The sequence below is a fragment of the Vibrio sp. 970 genome (assembly GCF_033339075.1).
This window is the reverse complement of record NZ_JAWOTW010000030.1, coordinates 1-12,956: the sequence shown is the minus strand read 5'-3', so window position 1 is coordinate 12,956 and position 12,956 is coordinate 1. Positions and strand designations below refer to the sequence as shown.

14 protein-coding genes and 3 pseudogenes are annotated in these 12,956 nt (G+C 55.8%); 8 read left to right on the top strand and 9 right to left on the bottom strand.

Features of this window, described 5'->3' with window-relative positions; genetic code table 11:
- Positions 1 to 78, bottom strand: a pseudogene (locus tag R7Q11_RS23830) (SMR family transporter); the annotation flags it as partial.
- A 298-nt stretch (positions 79 to 376) separates the two neighbouring features.
- Between R7Q11_RS23830 and R7Q11_RS23825 the strand changes: the two are divergent.
- Genes R7Q11_RS23825 through R7Q11_RS23815 form a run of 3 tightly spaced genes read left to right on the top strand, consistent with a single transcriptional unit; the run spans position 377 to position 2,201 of the window.
- Positions 377 to 1,189 carry a subclass B1 metallo-beta-lactamase NDM-1 gene (locus R7Q11_RS23825; RefSeq protein ID WP_004201164.1) on the top strand — a complete coding sequence of 271 codons (813 nt, stop codon included), beginning with the start codon at positions 377 to 379 and terminating at the stop codon, positions 1,187 to 1,189.
- 3 nt (positions 1,190 to 1,192) lie between these two features.
- On the top strand, positions 1,193 to 1,558 hold the full coding sequence (gene ble, locus R7Q11_RS23820) for a bleomycin binding protein Ble-MBL (RefSeq protein WP_004201167.1): 366 nt from the start codon (positions 1,193 to 1,195) through the stop codon (positions 1,556 to 1,558).
- 4 nt (positions 1,559 to 1,562) lie between these two features.
- Positions 1,563 to 2,201 (top strand): phosphoribosylanthranilate isomerase, encoded by a 639-nt coding sequence (locus R7Q11_RS23815; protein ID WP_004201168.1) that lies wholly within the window; start codon positions 1,563 to 1,565, stop codon positions 2,199 to 2,201.
- A gap of 10 nt (positions 2,202 to 2,211) precedes the next feature.
- Here the strand turns inward: R7Q11_RS23815 and R7Q11_RS23810 are convergent, their stop codons facing one another.
- Together R7Q11_RS23810 and cutA are read right to left on the bottom strand one after the other, a co-directional pair.
- Positions 2,212 to 3,243: a protein-disulfide reductase DsbD domain-containing protein gene (locus R7Q11_RS23810; protein ID WP_004201169.1), complete on the bottom strand. Its 1,032-nt coding sequence runs from the start codon at positions 3,241 to 3,243 to the stop codon at positions 2,212 to 2,214.
- A 4-nt stretch (positions 3,244 to 3,247) separates the two neighbouring features.
- A complete protein-coding gene (cutA, locus tag R7Q11_RS23805; RefSeq protein ID WP_004201171.1) occupies positions 3,248 to 3,577 on the bottom strand; it encodes a divalent-cation tolerance protein CutA in 330 nt (109 codons plus the stop codon).
- A gap of 193 nt (positions 3,578 to 3,770) precedes the next feature.
- On the opposite strand from cutA, the gene groES reads away from it, so the two are divergent.
- The 3 genes from groES to R7Q11_RS23790 all read left to right on the top strand — a co-directional run bounded on the left by groES (position 3,771) and on the right by R7Q11_RS23790 (position 7,475).
- Positions 3,771 to 4,061: a co-chaperone GroES gene (gene groES, locus R7Q11_RS23800; protein WP_004201172.1), complete on the top strand. Its 291-nt coding sequence runs from the start codon at positions 3,771 to 3,773 to the stop codon at positions 4,059 to 4,061.
- 55 nt (positions 4,062 to 4,116) lie between these two features.
- A complete protein-coding gene (gene groL / locus R7Q11_RS23795; protein ID WP_004201176.1) occupies positions 4,117 to 5,757 on the top strand; it encodes a chaperonin GroEL in 1,641 nt (546 codons plus the stop codon).
- A gap of 224 nt (positions 5,758 to 5,981) precedes the next feature.
- Positions 5,982 to 7,475, top strand: a complete 1,494-nt coding sequence (locus R7Q11_RS23790) for an IS91 family transposase (protein ID WP_043907034.1) — start codon at positions 5,982 to 5,984, stop codon at positions 7,473 to 7,475.
- A 210-nt stretch (positions 7,476 to 7,685) separates the two neighbouring features.
- Here R7Q11_RS23790 and R7Q11_RS23785 read toward each other — a convergent pair whose 3' ends face one another.
- Positions 7,686 to 7,970, bottom strand: coding sequence for a hypothetical protein (locus tag R7Q11_RS23785; RefSeq protein WP_015056391.1), 285 nt, complete (start codon positions 7,968 to 7,970; stop codon positions 7,686 to 7,688).
- Positions 7,971 to 8,262: 292 nt separating this feature from the next.
- On the opposite strand from R7Q11_RS23785, the pseudogene R7Q11_RS23780 reads away from it, so the two are divergent.
- Positions 8,263 to 8,835 (top strand): annotated as a pseudogene (locus R7Q11_RS23780) (IS30-like element ISAba125 family transposase); the annotation flags it as partial.
- Between the two features lie 40 nt (positions 8,836 to 8,875).
- Here the strand turns inward: R7Q11_RS23780 and R7Q11_RS23775 are convergent.
- The 3 genes from R7Q11_RS23775 to tnpA form a co-directional block, all read right to left on the bottom strand.
- On the bottom strand, positions 8,876 to 10,438 hold the full coding sequence (locus tag R7Q11_RS23775) for an IS66-like element ISAba24 family transposase (RefSeq protein ID WP_109883205.1): 1,563 nt from the start codon (positions 10,436 to 10,438) through the stop codon (positions 8,876 to 8,878).
- 92 nt (positions 10,439 to 10,530) lie between these two features.
- On the bottom strand, positions 10,531 to 10,887 hold the full coding sequence (gene tnpB / locus R7Q11_RS23770; RefSeq protein ID WP_000781558.1) for an IS66 family insertion sequence element accessory protein TnpB: 357 nt from the start codon (positions 10,885 to 10,887) through the stop codon (positions 10,531 to 10,533).
- A 2-nt stretch (positions 10,888 to 10,889) separates the two neighbouring features.
- A complete protein-coding gene (gene tnpA / locus R7Q11_RS23765) occupies positions 10,890 to 11,174 on the bottom strand; it encodes an IS66 family insertion sequence element accessory protein TnpA (protein WP_000555098.1) in 285 nt (94 codons plus the stop codon).
- Positions 11,175 to 11,258: 84 nt separating this feature from the next.
- Between tnpA and R7Q11_RS23760 the strand changes: the two are divergent.
- Positions 11,259 to 11,720, top strand: a pseudogene (locus R7Q11_RS23760) (IS30-like element ISAba125 family transposase); the annotation flags it as partial.
- A gap of 32 nt (positions 11,721 to 11,752) precedes the next feature.
- On the opposite strand, the gene R7Q11_RS23755 reads toward R7Q11_RS23760, so the two are convergent.
- Together R7Q11_RS23755 and R7Q11_RS23750 are read right to left on the bottom strand one after the other, a co-directional pair.
- Positions 11,753 to 12,361: a hypothetical protein gene (locus R7Q11_RS23755; protein WP_024160765.1), complete on the bottom strand. Its 609-nt coding sequence runs from the start codon at positions 12,359 to 12,361 to the stop codon at positions 11,753 to 11,755.
- A gap of 31 nt (positions 12,362 to 12,392) precedes the next feature.
- Positions 12,393 to 12,842, bottom strand: a complete 450-nt coding sequence (locus R7Q11_RS23750; RefSeq protein WP_197712034.1) for a hypothetical protein — start codon at positions 12,840 to 12,842, stop codon at positions 12,393 to 12,395.
- Positions 12,843 to 12,956: the final 114 nt, after the last annotated feature.

The window sequence follows — 12,956 nt, the reverse complement described above, 5'->3', positions numbered from 1 at the left end:
GGCTGTAATTATGACGACGCCGAGTCCCGACCAGACTGCATAAGCAACACCGACAGGGATGGATTTCAGAACCAGAGCGTTAGGGAAGGTGCGAATAAGTCACCAAGTACAAAAATACGCCTTTGTAAGCATTTGAATTAAATCGACTAAAATTTTCAGTTTTGTTGTGGAGGGTACTTGTTCTCACCTTCCTTAGATTGGCTTACACCATTAGAGAAATTTGCTCAGCTTGTTGATTATCATATGGCTTTTGAAACTGTCGCACCTCATGTTTGAATTCGCCCCATATTTTTGCTACAGTGAACCAAATTAAGATCATCTATTTACTAGGCCTCGCATTTGCGGGGTTTTTAATGCTGAATAAAAGGAAAACTTGATGGAATTGCCCAATATTATGCACCCGGTCGCGAAGCTGAGCACCGCATTAGCCGCTGCATTGATGCTGAGCGGGTGCATGCCCGGTGAAATCCGCCCGACGATTGGCCAGCAAATGGAAACTGGCGACCAACGGTTTGGCGATCTGGTTTTCCGCCAGCTCGCACCGAATGTCTGGCAGCACACTTCCTATCTCGACATGCCGGGTTTCGGGGCAGTCGCTTCCAACGGTTTGATCGTCAGGGATGGCGGCCGCGTGCTGGTGGTCGATACCGCCTGGACCGATGACCAGACCGCCCAGATCCTCAACTGGATCAAGCAGGAGATCAACCTGCCGGTCGCGCTGGCGGTGGTGACTCACGCGCATCAGGACAAGATGGGCGGTATGGACGCGCTGCATGCGGCGGGGATTGCGACTTATGCCAATGCGTTGTCGAACCAGCTTGCCCCGCAAGAGGGGATGGTTGCGGCGCAACACAGCCTGACTTTCGCCGCCAATGGCTGGGTCGAACCAGCAACCGCGCCCAACTTTGGCCCGCTCAAGGTATTTTACCCCGGCCCCGGCCACACCAGTGACAATATCACCGTTGGGATCGACGGCACCGACATCGCTTTTGGTGGCTGCCTGATCAAGGACAGCAAGGCCAAGTCGCTCGGCAATCTCGGTGATGCCGACACTGAGCACTACGCCGCGTCAGCGCGCGCGTTTGGTGCGGCGTTCCCCAAGGCCAGCATGATCGTGATGAGCCATTCCGCCCCCGATAGCCGCGCCGCAATCACTCATACGGCCCGCATGGCCGACAAGCTGCGCTGAGCCATGGCTGACCACGTCACCCCCAATCTGCCATCGCGCGATTTCGATGTGACAGAGGCGTTTTATGCGAAGCTGGGCTTTGCGACGAGTTGGAAGGATCGCGGCTGGATGATCCTGCAGCGCGGCGGTTTGCAGCTCGAATTCTTCCCCTATCCTGACCTCGACCCAGCTACGAGCTCGTTCGGCTGTTGCCTGCGGTTGGATGATCTCGATGCCATGGTGGCATTGGTGAACGCGGCGGGAGCCGAGGAAAAAAGCACCGGCTGGCCGCGCTTCAAAGCTCCGCAACTGGAGGCGAGCGGCCTGAGGATCGGCTACCTGATCGATCCCGACTGCACGCTGGTGCGGCTGATCCAGAACCCCGACTGACCGCATGCCCGCGAAAATCAAGATTTGCGGGATCAGCACACCCGAGGCGCTCGATGCGACCATCGCGGCGCGGGCGGACTATGCCGGGTTGGTGTTCTATCCAGCGTCGCCCCGTGCGGTTACGTCGAATGTCGCGGGCGCTTTGACATCGCGCGCAGCTGGCCAGATCGCCATGGTCGGTTTGTTCGTCGATGCGGATGATGCTGTCATCGCCGACGCACTGGTGGCAGCCAAGCTGAACGCGCTGCAGCTGCACGGTTCGGAATCGCCCGAACGCGTGGCCCAGTTGCGCGCGCGGTTTGGCAAGCCGGTGTGGAAGGCGCTGCCCGTCGCCAGCGCCAGCGATGTCGCACGCGCCGCAGCCTATGCCGGGGCGGCGGACTTGATCTTGTTCGACGCCAAGACCCCCAAAGGCGCGCTGCCCGGCGGCATGGGGTTGGCGTTCGACTGGTCGCTGCTGGCCGGATATCGCGGTGCCTTGCCGTGGGGGCTGGCAGGCGGGCTAAATCCGACGAATGTTGCCGAGGCGATTGCGCGCACCGGAGCGCCGCTGGTCGATACCTCCAGCGGCGTCGAAAGCGCGCCGGGCGTCAAGGATACCGACAAGATTACCAATTTCGCCTTTGCGGTGCGCTTGGCCTAAATCGCGTCGATCAATAGGCGTCGTTCAGCGCAAAGATCGGCTTGCGGGTGCGCCACTGCCCTCGGGTGAAGTCGGGAAAATCTAACGTGCGATTGCCCTCAGCAATCGATTGTTCCGACAGAGGCGTGATCGCGCTCCAGGCCAGCGCGTCGTAAATGTCGATTGGCATCGGGGCCTTGGCCTTCAGCGCCTCGACAAAAGCGTGGATCACGAACCAGTCCATCCCGCCATGCCCGGCCCCTGCCGCCAGATCGGCGTAGCGTTTCCATAGCGGGTGATCGTATTTCGCAAACCAGCCCTCGGCAGGCTCCCAGCGGTGCGGCTGTGGGCTCTTGCCCTCCAGATAGATCGACTTGTTGACGTCCATCCACAGCCCCTCGGTGCCTTGCACCCGAAAGCCGAGAGAATAGGGGCGCGGCAGCGAGGTGTCGTGGCACAGCATGATCGTTTCACCATTAGTGCAGCCGATCATGGTGTTGACCACATCACCCAGTGCGAATTTCACCTCGGCGTTGGGATGATCGGCAGAGCCGTTCTTGACGACATAATCATGCAGCCCGCGCGCCTTACAGCCGAAGCCGCCAGCGCCCGCTTCGCCCGGCAACGCGACCTTCAGGGTGCGGGTCTGCGGCGGGTAGCACACGCCGGCATCGGCGCAGCCCTGGTACTTCACGGTCAGGGTGGTCGCGCTCGCGCCGGCCGCGGGCGTGCCGGTGAGGGTGCCGAGCAATTCCTTGCGGTAGGTTTCGACGTCGCCGAAGAATTCGTCGCGGTAGGCCTTGCCCTTCGGCAGCGCCATGGTCGCGCCGGTGAAGGCGGCATCGGCCTTGACCGAGGTGCGGTGCCGGTACAGGTAATAGCCGTCGGCGATCCGCCAGCGCACCTCGATGCGGTCCGGCGCGGTGGCCTGCGCGGACAGGACGAAGACCTCGTCGACCGGCGGCAGTTCGAAGTCCTGGGCGACGGCCGAGGTCGCGGGCAGCGCAAGCAGCAGGGCGAGCCCGGCCAGCCAGCGGCGCAGGCGGATCGTGGATGCGGTCATTGGCTCAGTTTACCGGTCGGCTCTCGGCGGCCAGCCATTGCAGGTATTCGGGCAGGCCGGACGCGGCTTCGACCGCGAGCAGCTCCGGGAGTTCGTAGGGATGCAGTTGGCGCAGGCGTTCCTGCAGGGCGGGGTAGGCCTCGGCACTGGTCTTGACCAGCAGCAGGACCTCGGCCGCGGCCTCGACCTTGCGTTGCCAGCGATAGACCGAACGCAGGCCGGGCAGGAGGTTGACGCAGGCGGCCAGGCGCTCGGCCACCAGCGCGGTGGCGATGCGCTCGGCGCTGTCGGCGTCGGGACAGGTGCAGAAGCAGATCAGGGCGCTCACCGGCATAGGGTAGCGGCTGCCCCGATCCGGCGGGCCTGGCGGACATCCGCGTGCGGCCCTTGAAAGTCGGCGGGCCCGCCCCATCTCGGTGGCATGCCGGGTTCGCCCGGTTCTGTTGTCCGCGGTTTGGCACTCGCTTCGCGCGACTGCTAAAATCGCCGGGTTTTTCCACGTCAATCAACCATTTACCGAGGTTGCCATGTCCAATATCAAGCCGCTGCACGACCGCGTGGTCATCAAGCGCATGGAAGAAGAGAAGCTGTCCGCCGGCGGGATCGTGATCCCGGATTCGGCCACCGAGAAGCCGATCAAGGGCGAAGTCGTCGCCGTCGGCACCGGCAAGGTGCTGGACAACGGCCAGGTCCGCGCGCCGCAGGTCAAGGTCGGCGACAAGGTGCTGTTCGGCAAGTACAGCGGCACCGAAGTGAAGCTGGACGGCGTCGAGCTGCTGGTGGTGAAGGAAGACGACCTGTTCGCGATCCTCGGCTGATCGCGCGTCGCTCCCACACATTTCTCATCCGAATAATTTTTCGAGGTAATTCGCAATGGCTGCCAAGGACATTCGTTTCGGCGAAGACGCGCGCTCCAAGATGGTGCGCGGCGTCAACGTGCTCGCCAACGCCGTGAAGGCGACCCTCGGCCCGAAGGGCCGCAACGTCGTGCTGCAGAAGAGCTACGGCGCGCCGACCATCACCAAGGACGGCGTCTCCGTCGCCAAGGAAATCGAACTGGCTGACGCGTTCGAGAACATGGGCGCGCAGATGGTGAAGGAAGTCGCTTCCAAGACCTCCGACAACGCCGGCGACGGCACCACCACCGCCACCGTGCTGGCGCAGGCGTTCATCCGCGAGGGCATGAAGGCGGTCGCCGCCGGCATGAACCCGATGGACCTGAAGCGCGGCATCGACCAGGCGGTGAAGGCCGCGGTCGGCGAACTGAAGTCGCTGTCCAAGCCGTCGTCGACCAGCAAGGAAATCGCCCAGGTCGGCGCGATCTCCGCGAACTCGGATGCCAACATCGGCGACCTGATCGCGCAGGCGATGGACAAGGTCGGCAAGGAAGGCGTGATCACGGTCGAGGAAGGCAGCGGCCTGGACAACGAACTCGACGTGGTCGAGGGCATGCAGTTCGACCGCGGCTACCTGAGCCCGTACTTCGTCAACAACCAGCAGTCGATGTCGGCCGACCTGGATGATCCCTTCATCCTGCTGTACGACAAGAAGATCTCCAACGTGCGCGACCTGCTGCCCGTCCTCGAGGGCGTGGCCAAGGCCGGCAAGCCGCTGCTGATCGTGGCGGAGGAAGTCGAAGGCGAAGCGCTGGCGACCCTGGTGGTCAACACCATCCGCGGCATCGTCAAGGTCTGCGCGGTGAAGGCCCCGGGCTTCGGCGACCGTCGCAAGGCGATGCTGGAAGACATGGCGATCCTGACCGGCGGCGTGGTGATTTCCGAGGAAGTCGGCCTGTCGCTGGAGAAGGCCACCATCAAGGACCTCGGCCGCGCCAAGAAGATCCAGGTGTCGAAGGAAAACACCACCATCATCGATGGCGCCGGCGAAGGCGCGGGCATCGAGGCGCGCATCAAGCAGATCAAGGCGCAGATCGAGGAGACCTCCTCCGACTACGACCGCGAGAAGCTGCAGGAGCGCGTGGCCAAGCTGGCCGGCGGCGTTGCGGTGATCAAGGTCGGTGCCGCCACCGAAGTCGAGATGAAGGAAAAGAAGGCGCGCGTCGAAGACGCCCTGCACGCGACCCGTGCGGCCGTCGAGGAAGGCATCGTCCCGGGCGGCGGCGTCGCCCTGATCCGTGCCAAGGCGGCGATCGCCGGCATCAAGGGCGTGAACGAAGACCAGAACCACGGCATCCAGATCGCCCTGCGCGCGATGGAAGCCCCGCTGCGCGAGATCGTGACCAATGCCGGCGATGAGCCGTCGGTCATCCTCAACCGCGTGGTCGAAGGTTCGGGTGCGTTCGGCTACAACGCCGCCAACGGCGAGTTCGGCGACATGATCGAGTTCGGCATCCTGGACCCGACCAAGGTCACCCGCACCGCGCTGCAGAACGCCGCGTCGATCGCGGGCCTGATGATCACCACCGAAGCGATGGTGGCCGAGGCCCCGAAGAAGGACGAGCCGGCGATGCCGGCCGGCGGCGGCATGGGCGGCATGGGCGGCATGGATTTCTAAGCCCCGCGATCCATCAAGCAAGACCACAAAGCCCGGCCTCGTGCCGGGCTTTGTGCGTTCTGGCGTCCGAGGCGGGAGACTTCCTACCCGCCCCGCGGCAATGTCTGACGCGAAGATCAGAAAACGCCGATATGAACGCGTGCTCGCGGGCGCAACCCTGAGCAGCCGTCCCTGCAACGGAGCGCTGCGTGCCGCGCCTGACCGCACCCCGGCGGCAGGCCGAGGTGTGCGCGCCACTGCCGGCCGCCCACGCCGCTGCGCGTTACGCGCGCCACCTGCCCGAGCGCACGCTGCTGTACGCGCTAGTGCAGGCGCACTACCCGGACTTCATCGCGCGTCTTGAGGCCGAAGACCGCCCGCTGCCCGAGTATGTGCGCGAGGAGTTCGAGACCTACCTGCGCTGCGGCGTGCTCGAGCACGGCTTCCTGCGCGTGGTCTGCGAGCACTGTCGTGCCGAGAGGCTGGTGGCGTATTCCTGCAAGAAGCGCGGGCTGTGCCCGAGCTGCGGCGCACGGCGCATGGCCGAGTCGGCGCGGCATCTGGTGGACGAGGTGTTCGGCCCGCGGCCGGTGCGGCAATGGGTGCTGAGTTTCCCGTACCCGTTGCGCTTCCTGTTCGCCAGCAAGCCTGAGGCGATCGGCCCGGTGCTGGGCATCGTGCATCGTGTGATCGCCGGTTGGCTTGCCGATCAGGCCGGCGTGCCGCGGGATACGGCGCAATGCGGCGTGGTGACCCTGATCCAGCGCTTCGGCAGCGCGCTGAATCTCAACATCCACTTCCACATGCTGTGGCTCGACGGCGTGTACGAGGACACCACCGAGCGTCCGCAGCGCAAGCCGCGCCTGCACCGCACCCGTGCGCCCACATCGGCGCAACTGACGGAACTGGCCAACACCATCGCGCATCGCGTGTGCCGGCACCTGTCGCGCCGCGGCTGGCTCGAAGGCGAAGACGAATCCGTGTTCCTGTCCGACAGCGCGGGTAGCGACGACGGCATGGATGGGCTGCGGATGAGTTCGATGACCTACCGCATCGCCACCGGTCGCGACGCTGGCCGCAAGGTCGTCACGCTGCAAACGCTGCCTGGCGACGCCGGTCCGCTGGAGGGCGACGCCGGCAAGGTCGGCGGCTTCTCGCTGCATGCCGGCGTGGCCGCGGAAGCACACGAAAGCCACAAGCTCGAAAAGCTGTGCCGCTACATCACGCGCCCGGCGATCAGCGAGCAGCGGCTATCGATCTCGCCACAGGGCAGGGTGCGTTACCAGCTCAAGACGCCGTGGCGCAATGGCACCACGCATGTCGAATGGGATGCGGTGGACTTCATCGCCAAGCTGGCGGCACTGGTCCCGCCGCCACGCGCGCATCTCACCCGCTTCCACGGCGTATTCGCCCCGAATGCAAACCTGCGCGCGCAGCTGACGCCCTCGGGGCGCGGCAGGCGGCCTGCGGGCGATGCGGCGCCAGTGGACGTCAGCGCCCACGACGAGCCGCGCAGCCCCGAGCAGAAGCGCCGTGCGATGAGCTGGGCGCAACGGCTCAAGCGGGTCTTTTCCATCGACATCACCACCTGCGCCCACTGCGGCGGCGCGGTGCGGATCGTCGCCAGCATCGAAGACCCCAAGGCCATTCGCGCCATCCTCGCCCACTTCGAGAAACACGGCGCGCTGGAGCAAGCGCACTACCGGCCCGCAGCGCGCGCCCCGCCGCCCGCCGCGTGATGAGGCGCCGGCCACACAGCCGGCAGCCAAGCCAGAGTCCGATCCGATGCGGCCACGACCCCGCAGGGCTGCGCTCGGCCCTGTGCCGGGATTCGGTGAGAAATGGCTACGCACTGAGCCGCTGCGTGGCCCCGCGATGTCGAAAACCCACGCATGAACCCCCGATCTGTGCCCGATCTGTGCCCAAAGCGGCGCTTGCGCGGCCGCTTCCTACCCGCCAGACTCGCCAAAAAGGGCGGTTGAACTTCCTATACCCATATCCCACTTTAGGTTTGGCAGCACCTTTTCAATCAGGTGGTTGTTTACACCAATCCAGCTATTGGCCAATTGAATATTGGTTTCGTCTACTTTTTTTGATTTTTTAAACAGCTTGGTAAAACCGAGTGCCAAAACAGGGGGACCATGTAAAAACGTGCTTCCTGTAATGACTGAACCAACTGTGAGTCCTTTACTGACTTTTTGCAATAAGGATGCTTTTTTATGAGCAGTAGACATAAATCTAACCTTGAGTGTAGAGATTTAAAAAAATGTTCCAACTATAAACAACGGAAATTGAAATACAATTGTATATTTGAAGATGTTGACATTTTTTATGGATTTACCCATTTTCTGCAATTTTAATCCACTTTATCATAAGTGAAGCATTGGTATTTGGTGTATAAAGTTCTTAAAAACTTTTATTGAAACATATATCTCATGTTTTTAGAAATCCGATAAATTGAAAACAATGGAGGGCAGAGTAAAACTTGAAGTGCGACATAAACCACCTAATTAATTTAAAGGGTTTATGGAGTATATAAAATTGTCATACCATCATCTTAACTTTGAAGATCGTACTGCATTAATGCTTGAGTCAAGAAAAGAAGGCTTTTCAGCCAGAAAATTTGCTGAACTCATTAAAAGACATCCTAGTACGATCTATCGTGAGCTTAAAAGAAATAGCATCAATGACGTTTATCAAGCTCGATATGCTTCTGATAACACCTTCGCTAGACGTAGACGTGGTCACAGAAAACTCAAAATCGATTCAATCCTCTGGAAATTTATTGTTGAAGCGATCCGTTGTTTATGGTCTCCTCAGCAAATAGCAAAGCGTTTAAAGACATTTCCTGATTTGGATCAAACAATGAATGTAAGCCATACAACGATTTATTCAACGATACGAGCATTACCAAAGGGTGAGTTGAAAAAAGACTTATTATCCTGTCTACGTCATGAAAATAAAAAGCGAAAAGCTAACGGTGAACCTAAAAAAGATTCTATATTACAGGATATTAAAACTATTCATGAGCGCCCAGCCGAAGTTCAAGAAAGAAAAATACCGGGTCATTGGGAAGCTGATTTAATTAAAGGTAAAGAGTAAGCGTAACACCAACCACACCTTGCGGTGTGGCTGTTGATCAGTAAGGCAGTAGTTGTTGCAATTGCTCGTGGGTATTGGCTTTGGGCAACTCTGTCAGCAACCGGCATAAGTAATCATAGGGTTCCAGACCATTGATTTTGGCGGTTTCGACCAAGCTGTACAATGCGGCACTGGCCTGTGCACCCGACTTGGTATTGGCAAACAGCCATGCCTTGCGACCAATCACGAACGGTTTGATGGCGCGCTCAGCGCGATTGTTGTCGATATTCAACCTGCCATCATCCAGATAGCGCATCAGCTTGGGCCACTGGTTCAGGCTATACGTAATAGCGGCTCCCAGTAAACTTTCTTTCGTGACACTCTCGCTTGATTTATCCAGCCAGCTTTTGAATTGTTCTAACAGTGGCTTGGCTAGCGTTTGTCTGGCGTCATATTTCTTATCAGGCGGCACGGTTTTTAATTGACTCTCCAGTGCATAGAGTTTCTGGATATGGTTAAGGGCCACATCCGCCTTACCCGTTTTGCCTTTACCCTGCGCTTTTTGTGCTTCAACGAACTTACGTCTGGCATGTGCCCAGCAGCCGACTAAGGTCGCGTGGGTTTTCTCATATCCGGCATAACCATCAACCTGCAGATAGCCGGCAAACCCCGCCAGGAAGTCGGTGGGATGTATGCTGCTGCGACTATCCTGATAATCAAACAGCACCAGTTTGGGGCCAGTACTTTGCTCTAAGCCACAGCCATACACCCACATGTAGCAGGTGCTTTTCTCAACATCCAGCACATTAACCGTGGTTTCATCTGCCCATAGCACCGGCTGTTTCAGAAGCTCAGCTTTCATTAACGCCAGTAACGGTTTCAGTTTCTCTGCACAGCTTATCAGCCAGCGGCTCATCGTTTGACGGCTAAGCTCAATGCCTGCCTGATTAAACAACTGCTCCTGACGGTACAGCGGCAAGCCATAGTGCATTTTGCTGCTGATGATTTGGGCAAGTAGACTCGGTGTGGTCATGCTTTTCGGGATAACCGCCGGTGGCACATCGGCAATTTTTATCTCGACCTTGGTGCCGTTGGTCTCACACTGCCGGCAGCTGTATTTCAGCCGCACGTTTCTCAGCACCCGGATTTGTGCTGGCACGAATTCAATTTGCTCACTGACTTCTTCACCCATTTTATGCAGCGCATGGCCGCAGCAGGCACAGGTTTTATCGTCAATGTCATGGATAACATCAACGCGCGGCAGCTCAGGGGCAATCCTTGGTCGGCGTGGCTTAGCGGCGGGTTTCTCAGCGCTCTCGGTCGTCTGATTATCTGGCTCTGTCGCTACTGACTCGTCTTCAATCAGCTGTTCGGCCTCATTTAAGACTTCGCCATCACCTTCGTAGGTCTCGCTGCTGGGGCTAAATTTCTGGTACTTCTTCAGGTTGTAACGCTCCAGCAATTGCTGCAGCTTGTCCGACAGTTGCTGGTTAACCCGCTCTAATTTGGCGATGCGTTTATCTTTTTGTGCCAGTTTCCGCTCAAGCTTTTGCGTCTGCTCAAGCAGCATTTTCTTGAGCAGTTCAACATCATCAGGTAAGGATTGAGGTGTCTTTTTCATGGCCGCTATTGTAACGGCCAATTGGGCTAAGTGCTTGGTAAGATTTAGATTGTTTTGGATGCGATCACAAGGATTTATAGCCGATCGTCATATCAGCCCACACTCTGGTAATGCAGTGGCTGATGGGCGGTGATTTTTTGAATATCGACACCTTGCAACAGCCAATGCCACTGTTGTTCGCTAATAGACAGGATTTTGCCAGGCATCTGCCTTGGCCAGCGGAACTTGTCTTTTTCAAGCCGTTTGTACCATAGGCAAAACCCGGTGCTATCCCAGTACAGTACTTTTAACCGGGTACGCTGCTGATTGCAAAATACAAACAGTGCGCCACTAAAAGGCGAGAGCTGCATCTCTTGCTCAACTAGCAACGATAAACCATTAATAGATTTACGAAAGTCGACCGGCTGTTTATGCAAATAGACCTGGGGCACATCAAGAAACATTTTCATGGTCAGAGCGCTCTGAGCAAGGCCGCTAACCACAGCACATCAGTGCCGGCTGGAAACTGCAATTCCACATCACGCTTACGTAGTAAAATGGATTTATTCAGCTGCAAGCCCTGTGGCGTCAGCTCAATAAAGCCACCGTCATCATCCTGAAACGCCAACAATTGTCTCTTGCGATAACTAAAATATGTAGGAATGATGCCCTGACGTTTTGCAAATTCAGTTTGGGTGAGGCCACTTTGGGCTTGCTCGGCGAATAAAGCGAACCATTGTTCTTTGGTGCGGTGCATGATGATTACCCTGGCAGTTGATAATGGCAGACAGGGTAAAGTTGATCAGTTAGGATTGGAATGTGTGGTTGGCGTTACGCTTACGGTAAAGACAATAAAAGTTCGATAGCAACACTTATTGAACGAAATACACGGCTCTGTATCTTGGCAACATTACCTGATGCAAAGGCAGAATCAGTGCGCAAGGCTTTAACTGAAGCTCTGAAATATTTACCTGCAGAACTGCGTAAAACGTTGACCTATGACCGTGGACGTGAGATGTCAGAACATAAAATACTCGAAGAAGATTTAGGCATAGATGTATATTTCTGTGACCCACATTCACCCTGGCAAAAAGGCACATGCGAAAATATGAATGGTTTAATTAGGCAATATTTACCTAAAGGGATTGATTTAAATCAGGCAGATCAGCATTATTTAAATCAAGTTGCCATGTCACTGAATACTCGTCCTAGAAAAGCGTTAGATTGGCTTACACCATTAGAGAAATTTGCTCAGCTTGTTGATTATCATATGGCTTTTGAAACTGTCGCACCTCATGTTTGAATTCGCCCATCTTTTTGAGTTCTAGTTAATGATTAAATATATTCTTCAACCGTACTGGTCATACGTTTTTTCATTTTGTAAGGCTTGTAATGAGGAACATAACAAGGCTTGCAAACTGCTTCATAGGTTTTGGTATCAGAATGATAATAAAAGCGATCCAGTGGTTCATAGCCATTGCAATGATGGCAATAACGCTCAAAACCCAATGAAGTGAAGATCATCTTCTGCACAAATGCTTGTTTTTTATGTTTTGCTTTAAGTGTAGGTGAGTTTTTGACTTCACAAGAACAGATATAATCTTGGTAGTTATCGAACTCTGGTGCTTCTTGGTGTATGTGAACAAACCGATTTATAACTTTTGGATCAAAAATATTCCATTGTTGGTCATGTTCTGAAAATAGGAAATATCCATCTGCACCTGATGGCATTTCTTTACTGTATTTCGAGTAATGGATAACATGTTTTTCCGTTGGCTCAAAGTCATTCAGGAACATTCTCAAGGTATTGAGGTTCGGGAATTGGACTTTCATTAACTGTGCTTGAGTCACCAGATTGGATCTTGATTCGTAGTTCACCAGAACCATAATTTTACGGCTTTTGTCGATTCTGCCGATGATGTAATTATAGATATGATCAGACATTGTATTTTCTCCTATTCTATAGAGATCCATGTTAAGAACATGGATCATTCCCAAAAAATGCAATGAGATCGTTGCTCTGGTAGCTAAACTGCAATTCGGTGTAGTCCATTTTCAGTGTGCTATCTAAGTACGGTGTAATGTCGAGTTGCACGAATGAATCAATAAATTCACTTTCTGCGCCATACGCATCTATTGAGCCTTTGAACAGCTCCAGTACATTGCATGTTACATAGTCGCCAATTTCTGATTTATGTGTCTTACATGATGGTAGTAGTGCCAAGTCATTCAGGATCACTTGAACATGAGTGCCATCATATGAGCCTTGATATAGGCTGTAATATTTTTCAGGATTCAAGATACATTCAAGAACTAAATCAAAGTTGTTGCTGTAAGAGTTACGCGTAGCGACATATACACTTTCTGCTACTGGCTTTTCGACTTTGGTGAGTGTGATTGAGTCTGAATGCTCATGAGCGAACAAAATAGGGTCGTCTACGTCTTGTTCTTCATCTGGCTCAGGGTATAGGAAGTATAAACCACCTTTTTGCTCCTCATCCGAAGTATCTTACCTGAAATTCCCTCACTCGTTTACCGC

Excerpts from the sequence above, each read along its gene's own strand:
- R7Q11_RS23810 (WP_004201169.1), bottom strand. The coding sequence starts at position 3,243 with ATGACCGCATCCACGATCCGCCTGCGCCGCTGGCTGGCCGGGCTCGCC.
- tnpA (WP_000555098.1), bottom strand. The coding sequence starts at position 11,174 with ATGCACCGCACCAAAGAACAATGGTTCGCTTTATTCGCCGAGCAAGCC.
- R7Q11_RS23775 (WP_109883205.1), bottom strand. The coding sequence starts at position 10,438 with ATGAAAAAGACACCTCAATCCTTACCTGATGATGTTGAACTGCTCAAG.
- ble (WP_004201167.1), top strand. The coding sequence starts at position 1,193 with ATGGCTGACCACGTCACCCCCAATCTGCCATCGCGCGATTTCGATGTG.
- groES (WP_004201172.1), top strand. The coding sequence starts at position 3,771 with ATGTCCAATATCAAGCCGCTGCACGACCGCGTGGTCATCAAGCGCATG.
- tnpB (WP_000781558.1), bottom strand. The coding sequence starts at position 10,887 with ATGAAAATGTTTCTTGATGTGCCCCAGGTCTATTTGCATAAACAGCCG.
- cutA (WP_004201171.1), bottom strand. The coding sequence starts at position 3,577 with ATGCCGGTGAGCGCCCTGATCTGCTTCTGCACCTGTCCCGACGCCGAC.
- R7Q11_RS23755 (WP_024160765.1), bottom strand. The coding sequence starts at position 12,361 with ATGTCTGATCATATCTATAATTACATCATCGGCAGAATCGACAAAAGC.
- R7Q11_RS23825 (WP_004201164.1), top strand. The coding sequence starts at position 377 with ATGGAATTGCCCAATATTATGCACCCGGTCGCGAAGCTGAGCACCGCA.
- R7Q11_RS23815 (WP_004201168.1), top strand. The coding sequence starts at position 1,563 with ATGCCCGCGAAAATCAAGATTTGCGGGATCAGCACACCCGAGGCGCTC.
- groL (WP_004201176.1), top strand. The coding sequence starts at position 4,117 with ATGGCTGCCAAGGACATTCGTTTCGGCGAAGACGCGCGCTCCAAGATG.
- R7Q11_RS23785 (WP_015056391.1), bottom strand. The coding sequence starts at position 7,970 with ATGTCTACTGCTCATAAAAAAGCATCCTTATTGCAAAAAGTCAGTAAA.